Source organism: Brevibacterium aurantiacum, assembly GCF_003932995.1.
GTDB lineage: Bacteria > Actinomycetota > Actinomycetes > Actinomycetales > Brevibacteriaceae > Brevibacterium > Brevibacterium aurantiacum.
This window is the reverse complement of sequence record NZ_CP025333.1, coordinates 2,946,700-2,966,344: the sequence shown is the minus strand read 5'-3', so window position 1 is coordinate 2,966,344 and position 19,645 is coordinate 2,946,700. Positions and strand designations below refer to the sequence as shown.

26 protein-coding genes are annotated in these 19,645 nt (G+C 61.5%); 9 read left to right on the top strand and 17 right to left on the bottom strand.

The genetic code is table 11. The annotated features are described in order from the left end of the window. Positions 1 to 12: 12 nt before the first annotated feature. Positions 13 to 525, top strand: coding sequence for a hypothetical protein (locus tag CXR25_RS13700; RefSeq protein ID WP_125240650.1), 513 nt, complete (start codon positions 13 to 15; stop codon positions 523 to 525). A gap of 36 nt (positions 526 to 561) precedes the next feature. On the opposite strand, the gene CXR25_RS13695 is transcribed toward CXR25_RS13700, so the two are convergent. From CXR25_RS13695 to CXR25_RS13625, 17 genes are all read right to left on the bottom strand, one after another. Beyond that, positions 562 to 2,856, bottom strand: a complete 2,295-nt coding sequence (locus CXR25_RS13695) for a tape measure protein (RefSeq protein WP_125240649.1) — start codon at positions 2,854 to 2,856, stop codon at positions 562 to 564. 317 nt (positions 2,857 to 3,173) lie between these two features. After that, positions 3,174 to 3,911, bottom strand: a complete 738-nt coding sequence (locus CXR25_RS13690) for a hypothetical protein (RefSeq protein WP_125240648.1) — start codon at positions 3,909 to 3,911, stop codon at positions 3,174 to 3,176. 26 nt (positions 3,912 to 3,937) lie between these two features. After that, on the bottom strand, positions 3,938 to 4,177 hold the full coding sequence (locus CXR25_RS13685) for a hypothetical protein (protein ID WP_101620971.1): 240 nt from the start codon (positions 4,175 to 4,177) through the stop codon (positions 3,938 to 3,940). Between the two features lie 22 nt (positions 4,178 to 4,199). Further along, positions 4,200 to 4,550: a hypothetical protein gene (locus CXR25_RS13680; protein WP_009882727.1), complete on the bottom strand. Its 351-nt coding sequence runs from the start codon at positions 4,548 to 4,550 to the stop codon at positions 4,200 to 4,202. A 6-nt stretch (positions 4,551 to 4,556) separates the two neighbouring features. Beyond that, a complete protein-coding gene (locus tag CXR25_RS13675; RefSeq protein WP_125240647.1) occupies positions 4,557 to 5,015 on the bottom strand; it encodes a hypothetical protein in 459 nt (152 codons plus the stop codon). After that, complete coding sequence (locus CXR25_RS13670; protein ID WP_125240646.1) at positions 5,015 to 5,482, bottom strand: helix-turn-helix domain-containing protein; 468 nt, start codon at positions 5,480 to 5,482, stop codon at positions 5,015 to 5,017. Before CXR25_RS13670 ends, CXR25_RS13675 begins: the two co-directional genes overlap by 1 nt. 64 nt (positions 5,483 to 5,546) lie before the next feature. Beyond that, the gene (locus CXR25_RS18685) at positions 5,547 to 5,696 is read right to left on the bottom strand and encodes a hypothetical protein (RefSeq protein ID WP_164513976.1); all 150 of its coding nucleotides are present in this window, start codon (positions 5,694 to 5,696) and stop codon (positions 5,547 to 5,549) included. A gap of 202 nt (positions 5,697 to 5,898) precedes the next feature. Further along, positions 5,899 to 6,168: a hypothetical protein gene (locus CXR25_RS13665; RefSeq protein ID WP_164513975.1), complete on the bottom strand. Its 270-nt coding sequence runs from the start codon at positions 6,166 to 6,168 to the stop codon at positions 5,899 to 5,901. A gap of 323 nt (positions 6,169 to 6,491) precedes the next feature. Continuing rightward, on the bottom strand, positions 6,492 to 8,123 hold the full coding sequence (locus tag CXR25_RS13660; RefSeq protein ID WP_125240644.1) for a YfjI family protein: 1,632 nt from the start codon (positions 8,121 to 8,123) through the stop codon (positions 6,492 to 6,494). Next, a complete protein-coding gene (locus tag CXR25_RS13655) occupies positions 8,120 to 8,476 on the bottom strand; it encodes a hypothetical protein (RefSeq protein WP_125240643.1) in 357 nt (118 codons plus the stop codon). Before CXR25_RS13655 ends, CXR25_RS13660 begins: the two co-directional genes overlap by 4 nt. After that, on the bottom strand, positions 8,469 to 8,810 hold the full coding sequence (locus tag CXR25_RS13650) for a hypothetical protein (RefSeq protein ID WP_125240642.1): 342 nt from the start codon (positions 8,808 to 8,810) through the stop codon (positions 8,469 to 8,471). Before CXR25_RS13650 ends, CXR25_RS13655 begins: the two co-directional genes overlap by 8 nt. Next, positions 8,803 to 9,036, bottom strand: coding sequence for a hypothetical protein (locus tag CXR25_RS13645; RefSeq protein WP_125240641.1), 234 nt, complete (start codon positions 9,034 to 9,036; stop codon positions 8,803 to 8,805). The genes CXR25_RS13650 and CXR25_RS13645 overlap by 8 nt, the downstream gene beginning before the upstream one ends. Before the next feature lie 175 nt (positions 9,037 to 9,211). Next, positions 9,212 to 9,604, bottom strand: coding sequence for a hypothetical protein (locus CXR25_RS13640; RefSeq protein WP_125240640.1), 393 nt, complete (start codon positions 9,602 to 9,604; stop codon positions 9,212 to 9,214). Further along, the gene (locus tag CXR25_RS13635; protein ID WP_125240639.1) at positions 9,601 to 10,077 is read right to left on the bottom strand and encodes a hypothetical protein; all 477 of its coding nucleotides are present in this window, start codon (positions 10,075 to 10,077) and stop codon (positions 9,601 to 9,603) included. The genes CXR25_RS13640 and CXR25_RS13635 overlap by 4 nt, the downstream gene beginning before the upstream one ends. Then, positions 10,077 to 10,244 (bottom strand): hypothetical protein, encoded by a 168-nt coding sequence (locus CXR25_RS18680; RefSeq protein ID WP_164513974.1) that lies wholly within the window; start codon positions 10,242 to 10,244, stop codon positions 10,077 to 10,079. Before CXR25_RS18680 ends, CXR25_RS13635 begins: the two co-directional genes overlap by 1 nt. 21 nt (positions 10,245 to 10,265) lie before the next feature. Then, positions 10,266 to 10,493, bottom strand: a complete 228-nt coding sequence (locus tag CXR25_RS13630) for a hypothetical protein (protein WP_125240638.1) — start codon at positions 10,491 to 10,493, stop codon at positions 10,266 to 10,268. Beyond that, positions 10,486 to 10,692 (bottom strand): helix-turn-helix transcriptional regulator, encoded by a 207-nt coding sequence (locus CXR25_RS13625; protein WP_125240637.1) that lies wholly within the window; start codon positions 10,690 to 10,692, stop codon positions 10,486 to 10,488. The genes CXR25_RS13630 and CXR25_RS13625 overlap by 8 nt, the downstream gene beginning before the upstream one ends. Before the next feature lie 104 nt (positions 10,693 to 10,796). On the opposite strand from CXR25_RS13625, the gene CXR25_RS13620 reads away from it, so the two are divergent. The 8 genes from CXR25_RS13620 to smpB all read left to right on the top strand — a co-directional run bounded on the left by CXR25_RS13620 (position 10,797) and on the right by smpB (position 19,572). Beyond that, a complete protein-coding gene (locus tag CXR25_RS13620) occupies positions 10,797 to 11,492 on the top strand; it encodes a hypothetical protein (protein WP_125240636.1) in 696 nt (231 codons plus the stop codon). Further along, a complete protein-coding gene (locus CXR25_RS13615; RefSeq protein ID WP_125240635.1) occupies positions 11,470 to 12,576 on the top strand; it encodes a tyrosine-type recombinase/integrase in 1,107 nt (368 codons plus the stop codon). Before CXR25_RS13620 ends, CXR25_RS13615 begins: the two co-directional genes overlap by 23 nt. A gap of 856 nt (positions 12,577 to 13,432) precedes the next feature. Further along, positions 13,433 to 14,659, top strand: coding sequence for a globin domain-containing protein (locus CXR25_RS13605; RefSeq protein WP_125240634.1), 1,227 nt, complete (start codon positions 13,433 to 13,435; stop codon positions 14,657 to 14,659). Between the two features lie 136 nt (positions 14,660 to 14,795). Further along, the gene (gene prfB, locus CXR25_RS13600) at positions 14,796 to 15,914 is read left to right on the top strand and encodes a peptide chain release factor 2 (protein WP_069600633.1); all 1,119 of its coding nucleotides are present in this window, start codon (positions 14,796 to 14,798) and stop codon (positions 15,912 to 15,914) included. A 167-nt stretch (positions 15,915 to 16,081) separates the two neighbouring features. Continuing rightward, positions 16,082 to 16,771, top strand: coding sequence for a cell division ATP-binding protein FtsE (ftsE, locus tag CXR25_RS13595; RefSeq protein WP_096158854.1), 690 nt, complete (start codon positions 16,082 to 16,084; stop codon positions 16,769 to 16,771). Then, entirely contained in the window at positions 16,768 to 17,682 is a 915-nt protein-coding gene (gene ftsX, locus CXR25_RS13590) for a permease-like cell division protein FtsX (RefSeq protein ID WP_009881953.1), read from the top strand. The genes ftsE and ftsX overlap by 4 nt, the downstream gene beginning before the upstream one ends. Position 17,683: 1 nt before the next feature. Next, entirely contained in the window at positions 17,684 to 18,913 is a 1,230-nt protein-coding gene (locus tag CXR25_RS13585) for a M23 family metallopeptidase (protein ID WP_009881954.1), read from the top strand. Between the two features lie 188 nt (positions 18,914 to 19,101). Continuing rightward, complete coding sequence (gene smpB, locus CXR25_RS13580; RefSeq protein WP_009881955.1) at positions 19,102 to 19,572, top strand: SsrA-binding protein SmpB; 471 nt, start codon at positions 19,102 to 19,104, stop codon at positions 19,570 to 19,572. The last annotated feature ends 73 nt before the right edge of the window (positions 19,573 to 19,645 follow it).

The following is a 19,645-nucleotide window of genomic DNA, read 5'->3' as shown; positions in this document are numbered from 1 at the left end:
TGGTGTGTTGTGATGACCTTTCTGCGGACTCTCTGCGGACTCAAGGCAGACCGAGCCTCGATCATCTATGATTTCAACATGTGTAGTGACCTGCCGCCGAAGCCAGATATGCCGCCTATCTACCCTCGGCCAGATATAACCGCGGGCGCCGGCTTCGAGGACCTGCAGCGGCACGATGCCCTCCGAGACCAGGCAGAGCAGGTGGCCGGCTATCACTTCACTGAGTGGGTGCCGGTGCTCGATCGGCTGCGCGCCGAGAAGCAGGACGATGAGGCCTTGGCGCTGCTGATGGAGATCATCGCGGCTACCGAACGTGGTGCACGCTTCTCAGGCCGAGAGCCCGCCCCTGGATACACTCACCGGGCCGCGGTGATCCTTCGACGACGGAAGGACTACCAGGCCGAGATTGACCTCATAGAGCGGTGGGAGCGCGCATGTCCCCCTGAGCGGCGCGGGCCGGGTGCGACTCAGGGGAAGCTGGCTGAACGTAAGCGCAAGGCGAGAGAGCTGCTAAGTCGCATTTGAAATGAGGGGTGGATTCGCGTTTCAGACGCGGAAGTCTCAGACGTTCACACCGATGTAGGCGCTCGCCTTGCGCGCTGTCTCCGAGGTGGGCTCGGCAACCGGGTTCGTGATGTTGAACGTGACGTTGCTCGTCGGCCCGGTGTCCTCGTCCAGGCTCGAGGCGCTGCTGCCTGGTCGAGTCAGCCCGGGGATGCTCGGTGCATCGAACGCTGCGGCCTTCATGAGTGCCTCGCTCTGTCGCACCACATCCGACGTTCCGGATGCCATGCCGTCCGCGAGGCCCTCAGACATCGACTGACCGGAGTACCAAGTCCAGCCCTTGCCTGAGAAGGGACCTTCCTTCGCAGGGGAGAACGGGAAGAAATTGCGAATCCGGTTCAGACCATTCTTCACTGCATTGACCGCGTTGTTGAACGCCGAGACGATGCCGTCCTTGAAGCCCTGGATCATCGCCCAACCGGAGTTGTAGAGCTTCGAGCCAATGTTACCGAGAGCCGACAGCGCCCGCCCTGGCAGGTTGCGGACGAAGTTCACCGCACCGTTGATGCCATTCGAGACTGCGTTCTTCACACCGTTGAACGCATTTGAGGTGATCGACTTCACGCGGTTCCAGGCGTTCTGCATTTTCGACTTGATCTGATTGACCTTGTTCATCACGGTCAGCACAGCCTTGACGATGGCATCCTTCATGACGGTCTTGATGCCGTTCCAAATGTTCGAGGTCGTCGACTTGATCTTGTTCCAAGCGTTCGAGATCCAGGTCTTGACCTTGTCCACAGCATTCGTGACCGCAGTGATGATCGAGGTCCACACGGCCTTGATCTTCTCGACGATCCAGGTCCAGACGGCAGAAGTGACAGCCTTGATCTTGTCCCAGTGCCGAATGACCGCGGTGACGGGGCTCAGGAGTGCAAGGAAGTCGACGATGGTGGACCAATTGTCTTTGATCCAGTTGACGACGGTGTCCCAGATCTCCGTGGTCTTGTCCTTGATCCAGGTCCAGGCGCCGGTGATGGTGTCGATGATCGCGTTGAACACGGTGACCGCGGTCGTCTTGATCCACTCCCACGCGGTACCGAGCCAGTCCATGAAGTTCGACCAGATCTCTTTGCCGGTCTCGGTCTGGGTGAAGAACCACACTAGGGCAGCGACCACGGCCACGACGGCCGCGATGATCAGCACGATCGGGTTGGCCATCATCGTCAGCCAGAGGCCCTTGAGCGCACCGCTGACGAGCATAATCCCGGCCTTCATCAGACCAAGCAACGGACTGATCATTCGGAACAATCCACCAAGGATATTGAGCGGCCCTGGGATCATCGCGATAACGCCGGCGATGGCACCGAATGCGGTGATCATAGTGCCAACAGTGGAGATTAAGGAACCGAGAATCAGCAGCACCGGCCCGGCTGCGACAGCGATGCCACCGATGACAACGATCGCCTTCTGGATGGGCGCGGGGAGTCCAGCGAACCACTCGATGACCGACTTCACGGCGTTGAGGACCTTCGCGAACACGTCACTGATGACCGTCGACGCCTCGGATGCCCACGCCTGCACCTTGTCAGAGGTCAGCCAGCCGATGAACTCCTCAATACTGTCCTTGGACTGCTCGAAGACTCCGCCGAGAAGGGTCTCGCCGATGATGCCGACCCAGTTCTGGACATCTTTGGCCATGCCCTCCCAGGTGCCGGCGATCTCCTCGGCCATGCCGCCATAACCGTCGTCGATGATCGCGAGGAAGTCATCCATCGACACTTCGCCGCTGTTCAGCATCTCGCGGAGGGCTTCCCCGCTGACCCCGAAGTGATCCTTCGCGTTCTTGGAGAAGGCGGGTAGCCGCTCGGTCATCATGTCGAAGTTGGTGGCGGTGAGGTGGCCGAGGTCTGCGGTCTGGCCGAAGATCTTATTCATCTCGTCGAAGGAGCCAGAGCCGGAGACGACGGCGGAGTCCATGAGCTGGACGTACTTGGTGAGCTCCTTACCCTCCTTGACGCCGGCTGCCATGCCGTTGGCAGCGGCGAATGTGCCTTCCGCCATCGTCATCATGCCGCCCTCGAGGTCATTCGTGAGTTGACCGGTGATGCGGTTGACGTCGTCGGTCGAATACCCGAGGCCACGCATCTGGGCTTTCGCAGTATCGAGGGACTTGAGGCGTCCCCAACCGAGTGCGGCGGTGATGCCACCGACTGCACCTGCGGCACCGACAGCGGGGAGGGTGATGCCCTTGGTGAGGCTTCCACCGACGTTGGAGATCTTGCTGCCGATGTTCTGGAAGGTGGAGCCGACTGAGCTCCACTTCGAGGTTGCGGTGCCGGCAGCGTTGGCCATGCGGTTCACGAAGCCAGAGACGCCCCGATCGGCCTTCGTGGAGTCGACGGATATGAAGGCGGTGAGTTCGCCAACTGAGAGAGCGATACGTCACCGCCTCCTTTCCCCCAAGTGTGAGCTGATAGGTCTACTTCCATTGTACCTGCACAGATGCACAAGTAGGTGTGCGACGATGCACAATCGCAGGTGTGGGCGCGTTTTTATGCTTGGAACCGTGGCGCGTTCCGGTCTCTGGGCACACGAAAGCGCCCCCTGCACACACATTCCACTTGGAGGCGGTCCGATCCTGGGGGCGCTTCGTTGGTCAGCCTACTGGGTCACTCTGACACGGCAGCTGCCTCCTGTCCGGTATCAGCCGAGGCGTTGGCGTCATGGTTGGCAATGAGGCCAGCACCACCGGACATGGCATGCTGCTCGGCGTACTGGGCATCGAGGGCCGCTTGAAGGTCGGATGCGCCATGGACATTGCCGGCGATCGTTTGCTCGAGGTGGCCGAGGGTCGCGTCGGCGTAGGCGTGCAGGCCCGCAGACTGTCGAGACTTCGCCAGTGCTGCCCTGTCGGTGTTGCCGCCGATCTCCGCTGCACGATCATCGACGGCGCGGTGGACGTTCGAAATGTCTGGGGCCTCGTACTGCTGTCCGCGGGTCATTGCTCCTGCCTGCATCGTCTCGGCATGGTCAGGGTAGAACTCGTTGATCGCGGCGAGCGTCGATTTATCGGCAGTGGAGACGATCTGACCGATGCTGAGTCCGGCGTCGAGCTTGCCCTGCACAGCCGTCCACTTGGCCTGTGCCTTGGCGACCTCGGCGGGTTTGTTCCAGTCGAGCTTAGGCCGGTACGAGTCGAAGGCCGAGCGATCACGGTCGTAGTAGAGGGCGCTCCGGTGGCCGTCGACCTCCTTCGAGTACTTGGCTCGGACACGGTCGGCGAGCATCTTCCGCTGCTTCTCGAGCCCCTCGTCGGTCAGGTCCTTGCTCTGGTAGGTCTGAGCCTTGTGGAGCTCGTCCTTGAACGCCTTCGCTGTGGCGCTGATCTGCTGCTTGCTGGTGTTCATGGTGTTCTCTCTTTCGGTGGGGTGGTTCAGTTGGTGTGTTCGCCGAGCCGGTGCGGTCCGGGGTCTGGGAGGCCGAGGCCGATGACGTGGGCACGCCACGCTGAGTAGGTGGGCCATTCGTCGGGTAGGCCAGGATTGACGACGAGGGGGCCGTGTGGGTCCGCTTCTCCGGCGTTCGATGGTCCGAGGTAGTCGTCGGGCCTGGGGTCTACGGCACCGTCTCGGAGTGGTGTGCCTGTTCGGTCGGGTGGTGGGTTCGGGGGCATGGGCGTTTCCTGTCTTTGGGTTTTACAGTTGCTTTCGGATTGCGGCGGCGACGATCTCGCGGATCGTGCCCTTACTGCTGTTAAGGGGATCCTCGAGGTACTTGGCTTTGCGGCCCTTCTTGTGCCGGTAGTGCATCGACTCGTGCTGGTCGATCGCGTACTCGGTATCAAATCCGACCGCAGCGCGTGCGACGTTGCCGTTGAGTTCGTTGGCGGCGCGGCCTGACCGCTCAAGGGTGCCTTCCTCGTGTGGGACCTGCTTCCTTGCCTCACCGAGGACATGCTCGGCTGCGAGTCCCACACCGCGCTGGGCGGCGTCGTTGATGATCGGAATAGGGTCCTTGCCGGGATTCCAGCGAACATTCTTGCTCATAGTTGTTCACCTCCTTTCGGTGAGTCGTGGGTCGTGTGGGTCGATGGTCTCGCCACTCATGACGTAGTCGAGCCAGGAATCTACGGCGGAGGTGTCGGGGTGCTCTCCATCCAGGTGAGACAGGGAGACATGCTTGTCGACGAGGACGCCGGCGATGATGGCGAGGTCCTTGAGTGGCATGGTGTCGGCCTCGTCATCGAGTCGGCGATAGATGATCTCGAGGACCTTCTCTGCGCCCTGCAATGTCAGGCCCGCGATCTTGAGTCGGAGTGCTCGTGCGTCGACCGACGCGGCGGCCGTGGCGGCTGCTGTGCGTGACAGGACAGTGGTGCGGACTCCGGCTGCTTGCGCCCACCTGGTGATGGTGGACTTGGCGGCGCCGGTTCGGCGTGAAGCTTCCGATGGTCCGTGCTCGCGATAGATAGCGATGGCTCGGTTCTTCTGATCTGTGGTGTAATCGCTCATCACATTCCCTCCATTCCGAGACGCTCAGCCAGGGAGGACAACAGACTCTTGGCGTGCTCGACCCCGCTGTCGTCATCGAGCGCATTGAGGGCGATGTGCTTGTCGACGAGGATCCCGAAGCTCACAGTGAGGTCTCGCATGTCCCTGGCTGTGGGGTGGGGCAGGGTGACGACTTCGCCGGTGTCGCTGACGACGTCGTAGGGCTCCGAAAGCTTCTGACGCAGGGCCTCGGCGTCGTCGAGGATTGCAGACCCGAGCAGTTCGCGCTTCTGCCGTGCCGTCGCGGATGCCTGAGCGGTGGCCGCGGCGGTGCGTTCGGCGGGTGGGGCGTCGAGGCCGGCGCGCTTGGCCCAGCGGTGGATGGTGGTCTTGGGGATGCCGAGGTCGCGGGCGGCGGCGCTCGGTCCGTCCTGCTCGTAGGCTTTGAGGGCCTGAGCTTTCTGGTCGTCGGTGTAGGTGGGGTTCATGAGGTTCGTTTCTGGCTCCGGTGTTTGGTGGGGTTCTGCGGTTTGTGCGGATTGTGCGGCGTGGTCATGGCTCTCGCGATTGCTTGCCGGCCGGGTGTCGGTCGATCGCTGCGGTGCGCTGCTCTCCGCAGTCGAGGCAGAGGCGGGTGTGGCGGTCGACGAAGATGAACACGCTGCCAAGGAGCTCTCCACATGCTGTGCAGTTGACGATCATGCGCACTCACCGCCTGCGATCAGGAACCCCACGTTTACGTCGATTCGGGGTGACTCCAAATTGCCGTGGTACGGGGTCGAGTCTCGGTGAGATTGTGCGCTCTGCTTGTCCGACCACGGGATATGGAGTTTTTCGGAGATCGCCGAAACTGATACCGAGTCACGCACCCCACGGTTATCCATCTCTTTGCTGACGAAAGTGGTCATGATGCCTCCGGTATTGAGTGGCCTGGATGCCAGCAGCCGAGCAGCATCGCAGTGCTGGTTCGGTTGCCTGACACATAGCGGATGTGGTCGTACATGTCGTGCCACCCGTTCGGGCACTGGGGGTACCAGCGCGAGTGCAGTGGTGTGGTGGTCAGGCACGGATAGCAGATGAGGCGGTGGTCGTCGGTGACGTTGTGCCCCTCGTCCTGCCCGATGACGCGGTGGCAGGCATTGCAGGTGAAGGCCGGAGCCATGGACATGCTCATCACATCCCCGTCCGGATTGCTTCGGTCCAGACGTTTCCGCACTGGCATTCGTAGGCGTAGGTGACCTCGTTCATCTCGGGCCAGGGCTCGGTGTCGTAGGGTCTCGTGGGCGTACTGCACGATGGGCACGGTGCTGGGCTGTCTGTGGTCATGTCACATCTCTTTCCTGGTCTCGGAGGAGTGAAGGGTGATTGGTTCGCATGTCGGGTGGTACTCGGTGGCACCGTCTGTCCTCCACAGGGGGAGGTTGCACCGGAAGCACCACCTCCCGGTGCGCGGCCAGTAGCATCCGTTGTCATCGACCCATGAGGTGGTTGGTTTGCTCATGAGGCTTTCCTCTCGTCATCGAGTTCCTGTGTGTAATTCCTATGCGCGGAGGTCGTCGCAGAATCCGCAGAACCCGCAGAACTCGAAGACGAGTGCCGAGCAGAGACCTCGAACGCCCTCGGATGAGTGACAAATCGCGGTGACCGCCGACGGCCGGGACCGTGAGGGGCCTCCTGATCTCGCGGAACGAGCCATCCGTGATCGAGCAGCGTGTCCATGGGCTCTGCCATGTCCGCCATCTTCGGGAACCGTGAGCGTGACGACTTCGTGAACAGGTCCCGTTCGGAGAACTCGTGCAACCCATACCGCCTGATCGTGGTCAGCAACTCCTCGGCCTTCGCGTTTTCACCCTTGGCATCCATGAGGTCGAACGCGGCAAGTGCATGGATGGCGAAGTAGTCACCGATGCGATCGGCTGCGTCGACGAGATCCACGGCCACGTCCGTACCTTCCCGGCCGTCGGCGAGATGCAGGATGCCAGCGATACGTGCCACCGCGCCACTGAGCTTCGACCCCCACCCTTTGATCCGGAGACTACCGAGGGCGCCATCCTGACGTAGGCGGCGCTCGTTCTTCGCCTGCACCTCTGCGAACCGGACACGAGCGTCCTGGTCGAACCTGAGGAACGTGGTGTGATCGTCGGGGGCGAACGTCCGCGCCAACGTCCGCATGCGGTCCTGGTAGCGCCCAGCAACGTCTCCGGGCACTGGTACGGGGTCAATGGTCCGATAGCCCACGAGAGAGTCAGGGACGGCGTACAGGAAGCGTTCCAGCTCGCCACGAGACTTCTCCACAGACGTCTGGCCAATCTGCCGGAGCACAGACGGCTGCACAGTGAGCACGAAGGTGAGGGTGAGGCTGTCGATGTGCTCAGACTCCCGGCCTTTGCGGTCGACGGTGAACGAGTCGCCGGCATGACCGCGGAGCAGCACTTCGAGGTTCGAGATACCGGATGAGTACCGACCAGCGAAGATGTCGAAGATGCCACCCTCAGCGGCAGCGATGGCGAGCCGGCCACCCTGAGACGCCGCGATGCTGCCGATAGCTTCGGGCGTGGCGTCGTCTGCGAGGATTCGAGGAAGCACAGGGACGGAGAACTCAGCAAGCTCTCGTGCCGCCTGCAGGTATTCAGCTTCGTTCTCAGCGCTGGGCTTGCCGATCGCCGCCTTCTTGAACCGGCCGAGGTTGCCCTCCTTGATCTCTTTCAGCGCCTCGGCTTCGGCGATCATCGGACGGGCAGTCTCAATGAGCTCCTTCTCGACTTCCCGGATGGGTGATGTGATCGCGGAGAACACGGCAGACTTCCGGTTTCCCGGCTCCATGGCGGTGACAACGTACAGGCAGAGTGGTTCGGTCCATCCGGTGGACGGTTGCACGGTTGCACGGCCAGCAACGCACGCGGCGAGGCTTCCCAGTGCGACAGAGGCGGGCATGTCGATGGGGGTCTGCGTGGCCTCGGCGAGGGTCGTCACGTAGTCAGCGATGACCGGCGGCAGGGAGTCGATCGGGAACGTCGGCACTGCCGGTTTCTGGTGCAAGGGGGTCGGCTCTGGCCATGAGTCCCGTGGGATGGCTTCGGGGCCCATGCTTGCCAGTTCCTCTGGGCTGTAGTTGAAGACGTCTGTCATGCTGCGTTGCTCCTAGATTGGTTATTGACGCGCTCGGCGCGGACTCGTGCATCCCACTCGTCCCTGCGAGCCTTCGCATCGACCGACTCGATGAGCTGCTTGATCCATGCGCGGTAGTCGCTGGTATCCATGTGTTCGTCTTCGAGTTCCCGACGTCGGTAGTCGTCGACGATGCCGCGAATAAATGCCGCCTCGTTGGTCTTGGCCCGAGCAAGGGCTGCGTCCCATCCCATCCGGTGGCCGTCCTCGTGGCCCTCGACATATCCCTGGCGGCGACCGCTGGCGATCGCGAAGTCGACGTCGTACCAGTCGGAGGGCGCATGTGCGAAGGACCTGGGCTGATCGTTACTCATGGTCACCACCACCTTCCGGGCAGCCTTCGCGGTGCTCATCGATCGTGTCCTGCACGTCGTTGCCGCTATCCGAGACCATGAATCCGCAGTCGCAACGGAAGGTGACTCTTGGCAGGGTGAGATCTCTGGGCCGCGCATAGGTTCGATCGGTCTTCGGGTCGTAGATGAAGCCGTGTGCCTCGGCCTCGTAGGCTGCACTCGCGAACTCGTTGAGCGTCAAGCATGAGGGACACTTGGCGGACTTGATGCGGCCGCGCTTCCGGTCCATCATCCAGTTCGAGTCGTTGTCGAGGTTCTCTCGACCGCACACGTTGCACTTGATCACGTCAGACACCGAGCGCCACCCCTCCTGTGTTGCCTTGTAGTCGGAAGATGAGGTCTTCCCGGCCGGCGCGGTATGCGGCACGGTTGGCGGCAGCGAGGGATGGGAACCCGGCACGGCGCACGATCATGTCGGACCATGTTTCGCCGAGATCGTAGAACCACTCGAGGGTCTCGAATCGGTCATTGGCGCACTGTTTGCAGCGTGGGCGGAAACCTAGGTGGAGATCGCAGTTCATGCCGAGACCTCCGAGTCGACCTCACGGACAATGGAATCGAGCCTGTCCAACGTTCTCGCCCTTGCCGTATCTGTGTATCGTTGCCGTTCGCCTTTGGTGGTGCCCTCGGGCGCCCATTCGACCCAAGAGAGCTGTTCAAGTGAAGCGCGTATCTTGTCGAGTGCTTCCTGTGGAGTCATGCCGACTCACCGCCCTTCGGCATTGGCCTGAACACACGGCGCGTGGATGGGGTCAGGTGCGTCATCCCGTCCTCGTCCTGGATCGGGACGGTGCACTCTTCATCGAAGTAGACTGGCGTGCCGTCCGAGTAGAAGCGGGCCTGCTCGTAGGTGTTCGAGTGAGGAACCTGTGACACAACGACGGGGCCGGACAGCTCGGTCAGCCGATAAGGCACCTGTGACTGCAGCGCCTGGTGCATGGATTCACGGACGTTGTCGAGCATCTTGAGCAGGTGCCCGTCTTCGTCGACGTCGTAGTTGATGACCAGATCCTCGGTGACGTAGTCCAGAATGTCGATGCCAGCGAGGGAGACGTGCTTGAGGGCGTCGAGTGGGGTTGGAGTGCTCATACTGACACCTCCGAGTCGAGGGCAGCGGAGGCGGAGACGCTGAGATCGAGCATGTCCGTCACGAGCGCGATGTGCAGATGCTCTTGAGGTGGCGAGACCTCTTGGACCCGCTTTAGGTACCGAGGGGGGCGATACTCCCACATCTGCGACATGAAGCCTGGGTTGATAACGGCCTGCTCGCCCAGGGCTAAGAGGGTGGCCTGATCCTGATCCGAGCTTTCATCGGCGTAGGCGGCGAGCATCTTTGTGGAGCCACCGTCGAGGAAGCGAATGAGGTAACCGAAGTGGACGAGTGCAGTATCTCCATCAACGGCGATGATGTTCTTCGGATACTCTCCGACCACCTTGCCTACGCCGCGTGCTTTCATCCGAGTCCAGATTGCCCGAAGCGATTCCGTCGGAATCTCAAGCGGAAAGTACTGGGGTTCGAGGACGCCGTCTCTGTCATAGGCGGCAAACATGCTCATGCTCATCACAGGTCACCTGCCTCGTCCTGCTCGGCGGGTGTTCCGGTGACGATGGCGCACCAGCAGGTCTCGCCGACCTCGTGGTGGTAGCCGGCGCAACGGTCATCGGGGCAGCGGCATTCGGCCTGTCCGTGGTCGACTGTAGGATTGGTTGTATCGTTCAGGGTGTTCATTTCTGGTTCCTTCCAGGGTGTTCAGGCGGCCTTGTCGGTGTGATTCTTGGCGGAGTCCTCACCGACGAGGTCGTTTTTCTTATGGCGGGTCCGGCACACTGAGCCGGCGCGGGCGGTCAGGGACTTCGGATCCCAGATTGGTTGATTGCAGTACCTGCAGCGGCCAGTCACAGCGAGGCCGAGGCTGTCCGCAATGTCGCGGAGCTCGGCGAACCGCTGGTCCGTCTCTCGGGTCGATCGTTCATCCATGGGGACCACCGCCCTCGAACTGAGCCTCAACCCAATCCCTGACTTCGGACTCACGGAACATTCGCCGACCAGAAATCTTCGCGGACGGGGGCGCTGTGCCCTTCTGGATCATGAAGCGAAGAGATGCCGGGGTTCGGCGCAGGATCTCTGCGACTTCGTCGATGTAGAGCAACCGTTCAGCAGTGGGGACCGCCTTCATGTCGACCTCGTTTTCTATTAGTGCGTTACTGACATTTCTAGTATGCACATCTTTCGTGAGAAATGCAATGACCTGTTAATGGATTTTCTAGTACACTGATGTGTATGTCCGAAACTGGGAGCAAGAGACCTGACGATCAGGCGATCGGTGAACGCGTGAAGTCGGCGCGTGGGTCCACCGCGCAGACTGTGGTCGCGAAAGAGATGAAGGAACTGGGCCACAAGTGGTCACAGGCGACAGTCTGGGCCGTCGAGAAGGGCGAACGGTCGCTGAAGTTGCCAGAGGGTCGAGACCTCGCAATGATCCTCGGTGTATCCGTCCTGGACCTGCTCGAAGACCAGGCCGGCTCCGATCTGTACGTCTGGATCAGGCGCGAACTCGCAGAAGCGAATCGTGGTTCCGACCGGCTCCTCGAGGCACTCATCGAGTGGGCAGCGCGACGGCAGAGGGTATTCCTCACCGGACAGGCGATCGACGACCCCGAGGTGATGCAGCAGATCCCCGAGTCGAAGCGGTCCATCGTGAAGCGTGACATCATCAATGCCGCGAACCTCACGCTCAAAGACGTCGTCGACCACATCCTTTCCGACGAGCTCGATACCAGCCGACTCGAAGAACTGGACGAGGGCGATGACAGCCCGGTCGACGTTAGCGACTGGGGCGACCTGCGAATCCTCCGAGACGACTGGAGGCAACTACGCGACCCTGAAAACGAGGAACGGTACCGGCAGATGATGGAGCAGATCACCGAGAAACACGCGAACCGGAGGCAGCGCGATGGCTTCGATCAAGAGACGTGACAACGGCAAGTGGCGCGCCCGCTACCGCGACAGCGAGGGCAGGGAACACGCCCGCCACTTCGAAACCAAACGTGACGCGCAGCAATGGCTCGACACCGTAACCGCCTCCGTCGTCCGCGGCGACTACATCGACCCCAAAGCCGGCCTCATCTCGTTCACCGACTTCTACGCCAGCTGGGCCAAAAGGCAACTCTGGACCCGAGGCACAAGAGCAAGCTACGAAACCGTCGCCGCCACCGTGACCTTCGGGAACACACCCCTACTCAAAATCAAGCGATCCCACGTCGAGACATGGGTCAAGAAAATGTCGACAGACGGACTCGCACCCCAAACCATCGCCAACAGGCTCGGACTCATGCGCGCCGTACTCAAAGCCGCAGTCGGCGACAGGCTCCTCGCATTCGACCCATCCACCGGCGTCAGGAGGCCCACCATAGCCTCCAAGGCATCCACAATGAACATTCCCAACGCCAAGGAACTACGGGCGCTCATGGACGCCTCAGAGCCGTTCTTCCGGGTGGCCTTTCTCGTCGGTGCGTTCGCCGGCCTACGGCAAGGAGAAGTCTGCGGACTACAGCTCAGCGACATCGACTTCATGCGCCGGCAACTCCACGTCCGACGCCAAGTGCAACGAGAGTCCCCGCACCCCGTCGAGATCCGAGCACCCAAGTACAACTCCGACCGGACGGTGCACCTACCCCAGTCGGTACTGCATGAGATATCGAGGCACGTGAAGGACTTCGGCACCTATGGCGATGAACAATGGCTGCTACTTGGCCGGGACGGTGGGCCGATGTGGCCGAGGCTTCATGAGTACAGGTTCGCCAAGGCGGCAAAGGCTGCGGGGCTCGACTACACCTCTCACGACCTCAGGCACTACTTCGCATCAGGGCTGATCGCGGCGGGGGTCGATGTCGTGGCAGTGCAGCGGGCAATGGGGCACAAGTCGGCATCGGTTACTCTCGACACGTATTCGCACCTGTGGCCGAACTCTGAGGAGAGGACGAGGGGGGCTGTAGAGTCCATCTTCGAGGAGGCATTTGGGACTCCTGCGGACTCCTCGCGGACTCGGACAAGTGTATAGCTGTATCACCTGCGACGATGCACCTGTATGGGCTGTTGACCCAGATCTCTTCGACCCGGGCATCATCGAAATAGTCTTGCAGTGCGCCGAAGCCCGAGAGCTGATTGTCGATGGAACGAAACGTTGCTTCTTTGTCTTTCAAGGGCGGAAGATCCGCGACCAGGCTGCGCTCGTCGTACTCAGAGATGACCGTGCGAATGACCTCTCGCGAGCGCTGCATATCGGTGCGAGGGTCCACATCGAGGTCTCTGATCCTCTTGTGCACTTCGCTCTTGATGACCTCGGTGGCTTCCACGTTGAACCCCTGGCGTCCAGAATACGAATCACATTTTTAACAGCTGGATTTGTTTTTAACCTATCTGTAGTCGAAAGAAGAATCCAGCGTTTTCTTGAATCTGTGGATAACTCTGTGTGCGAAGACCGAATGCCATAAATGTAGTTTCAGGCGTGGGACTGCGCGCCGGCTCGTCATTGCATCCGCATTGCACATTCCCGTGATCCGGTATAGATTCTCATCACTGTTGCAGTGGCTTTCTGCTCAAGCCTCGCCCACCGTGGGCCGCGTCACCGGCGGGATGACTTGCTCTCCTGCTGGTGGCGCTCAATTGTGCTTGGGTCACCCTGAGGCGGAGTTGCGCTTCCTCTCAGGGTGGCGCCCGCGGCCAGTCGAGGGCAAGGTCAAGGAGCCGGGCCGAGAGTCACCTGGCGTCCGCATCTTGGATTGAGATTTTTCATTTCTACGGCTTGTAGAAAATATTCTACGGAGCGTAGTAACGTCGAAAGCACCCAATCAACCGGACGACCTGGAAAGGCCGTTGCAGCCACGTGGTGCTCTGGCATCACGAAAGGGGCAGATGTGATTTCCCAACCCGCACTTTCCGTCATCCGCGAGACCCTGCCGGTCGTAGGAGCCTCGATCGGCGAGATCACCCCGATCTTCTATTCGCGCATGTTCGCCGCCCGCCCGGACTTGGAGCGTGACCTCTTCAATCGCGGGAACCAGGCGCAGGGGGAGCAGCAGAAGGCGCTGGCCGGCGCGATCGCCGCCTATGCGACGCTTCTGGTCAGTGACGATGCGCCGAACATCGACGCCATGATGAGCCGGATCTCGAACAAGCATGCGTCCTTAGGGATCACCGAAGATCAGTACGCCATCGTCTACGAACACCTCTTCGCTGCCATCGCCGAGGTTCTCGGGGACGCCGCGACCTCCGACGTCGTCGACGCCTGGACGGCGGTCTACTGGGACATGGCCGACTCGCTGATCAGAGCGGAGAAGGGGCTCTACGCCCGCTTCCAGGTCGACCCCGGCGATGTCTGGCGTGAGCTGGTTGTGGTCGCACGGACCCAACAGTCTCCGACCACCGTCAGTCTCGAACTTGCCCGCGAAGACGGAGCGGCGCTGCCCGAGGCGCAGCCGGGGCAGTACCTGTCCGTCCAGGTGGCGCTTCCCGATGGTGCACAGCAGATTCGCCAGTATTCTCTGACCAGAACCTCGAACCGCACGTCGTGGGCTGTGACGATCAAGGCCGAGCCAGGCCGTGCCGAGTCGGGTGTTCCTGCCGGAGAGGTCTCGAACTTCATCCACGACAACGTCTTCGAAGGTGACACCCTGCGCTGCTCCCTGCCCTATGGCGACCTCGTCGTCGAAGAAGCCGATGAGCCGCTGCTCTTGGTTTCGGCCGGAATCGGCTGCACGCCGATCATCGGGGCGCTCAATCACCTGGTCCAGGCCGAGTCAACCCGCCCGGTCACAGTTCTCCACGCCGACCAGTCGATGGCTTCCCACGCGCACAGGCAGGAGATGGCGGAACTGGTCAACCAGCTGCCTGGCGCGCAGATGCACCACTGGTACGAACAGCTCGGTGCTCGCCCGGCCACCGACACCGTCCACGAGGGCTTCATCAACCTCGCCGAGGTTGGTGTGGACCTGCGCGCGCAGGTTTACCTGTGCGGTCCACCGCCGTTCATGAACGCGGTGCGACGTGGGCTCGGTGAACTCGATGTCCCCGCCGGCAACGTCCACTTCGAGGTCTTCGGGCCCGATACCTGGAGTGCTGCCGCAGAGCCGGTGTCGGCCTGATTCTCCGGTTCTGACCACACCCCATTCCGACGCCGAGGTGGCACGATCGGTCGTGCCACCTCGGCGCCGGTTGACGGCGGGGTTGAAGGGCGAGGATTCAAGCCTGAGGGCCGCGATGTACTAGGCTGGGCTCATTATGGCCCTTGATTATTCTGCTGAAATCGCCAACCTCCGTCAGACCTACAAAGCGATCCTGGACGTGTCCGATCTGGACAACCTTCGCTCCGAGGTCGCCGAAATGACGGAGCAGGCATCGGCGCCGTCCTTCTGGGACGATCCGGACTCCGCGCAGAAGATCTCGGCCACCCTCTCGCACAAGCAGGGAACCCTGGAGAAGCTCGAGAAGTTCGGTGAGCGCATCGACGATGCCGAGCTGCTCATCGAGATGTCCGAGGATGAAGGCGATGAGGACTCGAAGGTCGAAGCCGAACGCGATCTCAAGAAGCTCCACGACCAGCTGGCCGAGCTCGAGATCTCGACCCTGCTCAACCACGAATACGATGAGCGCTCCGCTGTCGTGACCGTGCGCTCCGGTGCCGGCGGCGACGACGCCACCGACTGGGCGCAGATGCTCATCCGCATGTACATCCGCTGGGGCGAGAACCGCGGATACAACGTGCAGCAGCTTGACACCTCCTACGCCGAAGGTGCGGGCATCAAGTCCGCAACCATCCAGGTCAACGCCCCCTACGCTTACGGAACACTGTCCGTTGAGGCAGGCACGCACCGTCTCGTGCGCATCAGCCCCTTCGATAACCAGGGGCGTCGTCAGACCTCCTTCGCTGCCGTCGAGGTTGTCCCGCTCATCGAGTCCACAGACCATGTCGAGATCGATGAGAACGATCTGCGCATCGACGTCTACCGGTCCTCGGGCCCAGGCGGTCAGTCCGTGAACACGACCGACTCGGCTGTGCGCATCACGCACGAGCCCACCGGCGTCGTCGTGAGCATGCAGAACGAGAAGTCCCAGATCCAGAACCGCGAAGCCGCGATGCGCGTGCTCCAGTCCCGCCTCCTTGACCTCAAACGCAAGGAAGAGGCAGCGCAGAAGAAGGAACTGGCCGGTGACATCAAGGCCAGCTGGGGTGACCAGATGCGTTCCTACGTCACCCACCCGTACCAGATGGTCAAGGACCTGCGCACCGGTTACGAGGTCAACAACCCGTCGAACGTCTTCGACGGTGACCTCGACGGCCTCATCGAAGCTGGCATCCGCTGGCGCAAAGAGCAGGAGATGGCCGAAGAGTCTGAATGACCTTCGGCTGCTCGACTAGTTCACGAATCACCTCGTTAACGCACTGCCTCGGCGGCTGTGAACTTCCTCCAATGCGCAACACACGCCCTTAAGCCTCCCCGAACATCACGGAGCTGTTACGTACAGTGGAAGCGGCCGAGCCATCCGCGACATGATTGAAGAACCTCTTGATCAAATTCGACTCAGTTTCGAAGTCCTACGACGCACGCTCCCGCCGAGCACTCGACGACATTTCGTTCGAGGCCGAGCGTGGAGAATTCGTGTTCCTCGTCGGCGCTTCGGGCTCGGGTAAATCCACGGTCATCCGCCTCATCCTGCGCGAAGAGGTCCCCAGTGCCGGACGGATCCACATCGCCGGAAAATCGGTCGTCAAGATGCCCAGCTGGAAGGTACCCTACCTGCGGCGGGGGGTCGGCACCGTGTTCCAGGACTTCCGCCTGCTGCCGAACAAGACCGTCTTCGCCAACGTCGCCTTCGCCCTCCAGGTCATCGGCAAGTCCCGGGCCGCCATGTCGACCCTGGTCCCCGATGTGCTCGAGACAGTGGGACTGGCCGGCAAGGAGAAGCGCTACCCCAACGAACTCTCCGGTGGTGAACAGCAGCGCGTGGCCATCGCCCGCGCCGTCGTCAACAAGCCAGGCATCCTGCTCGCCGACGAGCCCACAGGCAACCTCGACCCGACCACCAGTGCCGACATCATGTCGGTGCTCGAGAAGATCAACCGCAACGGAACCACAGTGCTCATGGCCACACACGACGGAGAGATCGTCAACCGGATGCGCAAGCGAGTCATCGAACTCTCCGAGGGAACAATCGTCCGCGATGTCGAAGAAGGCACCTACGGAGTCGCCTCATGAGGGCCGGATTCATCCTCTCCGAGGTCTGGTCGGGGCTGCGCAAGAACGTCTCCATGGTCCTATCCGTGGTGCTCGTGACATTCGTGTCCCTGCTCTTCGTCGGCGCCGCGATTTTGCTGCAGATGCAGGTCGGGCAGATGAAGGACTACTGGTACGACCGTGTCCAGGTCTCTGTCTTCCTGTGCCCACCGGATTCGGAGGCCACGAACTGCGTCGAGGGCGAAGCCACCGATACGCAGAAGAAGAACATCGAAGACCAGCTCGAAAGCTCTGAGCTTGCCCCCTATGTCGACGAGGTCTACTTCGAGGACAAAGGCGAGGCATTCGAGCACTTCCAAGACCAGTTCAAGGGCACCAGCCTCGAAGGCACCGTTCCCGAAGACGAGATGAACGAGTCGTTCAGGGTCAAGCTCAAGGACGCCGAGAAATACGACATCATCAAGGAATCGTTCTCCTCGACTCAGGGCGTCGAAGAAGTCGTTGACCAGAACCAGCTTCTCGACCGTCTCTTCGGTGTGCTCAACATCGCCACCGTCGTCGCGGTCGCGATCGCCGGCATCATGCTGCTGTGCGCCATGCTGCTCATCGCCACGACCATCCGACTCTCTGCGTTCTCCAGGCGACGTGAGACGGGAATCATGCGGTTGGTGGGTGCCTCGAACACCTTCATCCAACTCCCGTTCCTGCTCGAAGGCGTCATCGCCTCGGCGATCGGTGCGACCCTGTCCGCCGGTGCGCTGGGCCTCCTCGTCCACTTCGGCGTCAGCGGCTGGTTGGAGGGTCAGGCGACCGGCTTCAGCCTGATCTCGGGAGTCAACGTCCTCATCGTGGCACCGATCCTCATCGCCATCGGTGTGATCATGGCCGGGGCATCGTCCCTGATCACCCTGAACAAGTACACGAAGGTCTGAGATGAAGCGCAGACTCGGTTTGGTTCTCACAGCAGCAGTGCTGGCCGTCATCATGCCCGTCACCTCGGCGGGGGCCAACCCTCGCGATGACAAGAGCAAGGTCGATGAGCGGGTCAAGGAGCTCCAGCAGGAGTTCGAGGGCCTCGACGAGGACCTGGCCCGAGTCATCGCCGAACGCGATGCCGCCGAGGAGAAGCTGCCCGACGCCGAAGCCGCGTCGAAGAAGGCCGATGACGCTCTGGCCGAAGCCATCGAGACCGATGATGCCATGGCAGCCCGTCTCACCTCGGCGCAGAATGCCCAGAAGGATCTCAAGACCTCGATCAAGGACGGCGCAGAGGAGATCGACAAGCACAAGACCTCGGCCGCGCGCATCGGGCGACAGGCCTACCAGAACTCCGGCATCACCTCCGACCTGGCGATGCTGCTACAGATGGCCGAGGGCACAAGCGCCGACGGCGGAATCGGGCGGGTGGACTCCGCCGTGCGATCGCAGCAGCGCACGATCGACACCCTCTCCGAGCAGCGAGCGGTGAACAAGAACAACGAAGAGCGCCTCTCCGGTGTCACCGATGAGATCTCGGACCTCAAGGACGAAGCCGCCGAGGCGGTGCTGGCCAAGGAAGCCGCACAGATCGACGCGAAGAAGAAGTCCGACAGCCTCAACGACATCATCACCACGAAGGACGATGCTGAGAAGACGATCTCGGATAACAAGGCCGAGACCGAGGAACAGCTGCAGAAGGAACAGGACGAGCAGGATCGCCTGGCGAAGAAGGTCCGCGACTGGGAGAAGGATCAGGAGAAGAAGGGCAAATTCGTCTACGGCGACGGCGAACTGGCCAACCCTGCCAAGGGCTATCCCACCACTTCACCATTCGGGTACCGCATCCACCCGATCACCGGAGCCAAGAAGCTGCACTCGGGCACCGACTTCGGCGTTCCCTGCGGCACACCGATCCGTGCAGCAGGCGATGGCATCGTCGTGATCTCCGGTTGGACCGGCGGCTACGGCAACCGCGTGGTGATCTCCCACGGAAAGATCAAGGGCGACTCGATCGCCTCGACGTACAACCACAACACGGACCTCAAGGTCCGTGACGGGCAGAAGGTGAAGAAGGGTCAGGTCATCTCGGATTCGGGCACGACCGGTGCCTCCACCGGCTGCCACCTGCACTTCGAGATCATGAAGAACGGCGGCTACGTCGACCCGATGCCCTACATCTCCTGACGACGGTCATCGTCCTTCAGAACCTGACCTCGCCGAGGTGGCTCCCGGTTGAATGTGATTCTGGCCTTTCGTGCGCGACATCATTGAGCTAGAGTAGTTGGTCTGCGTGTCTACGCGATTGAGCACTCCTCAGGGGCTGACAATCGAGGCCGGACACACTGCACCGAGACACAGGAAGGAGGCCGGACATGCCGAAGGAAACTGGTAAGAAAGTCATTGCGAGGAACCGCAAGGCACGCCACGACTATCTCATCGAAGATACGTGGGAGGCCGGTCTCGTGCTGAGCGGAACCGAAGTGAAGTCGCTGCGAGAGGGCAGGGCATCGCTGACAGACGGTTTCGCGTTGATCTTCCAGAACGAAGCGTGGCTTGAGGGCGTCTACATTCCCGAATACGCACAGGGGACATGGACGAACCACACCGCTCGTCGCCGGCGGAAGCTGCTGCTGCACCGTGACGAGATTCTGCGGCTGTCGCAGAAGGTCAAGGAATCGGGACGCACACTCATTCCGCTGGAACTGTACTTCGACGGATCGCGCGTCAAGGTCGAGATCGCTCTGGCCAAGGGCAAGCGCGAATGGGACAAGCGTCAGGCGCTGCGTGAGGCACAGGACAAGCGTGAGGCTGAGCGCGCCATCAAGTCCAAGCAGTTCCTCTGAGCTGACCCAGTCGACACCGCCGGCGAACCGGATTTCCGTTCGTGGGAATGCAATTGGATCGACTGGTGTTCTA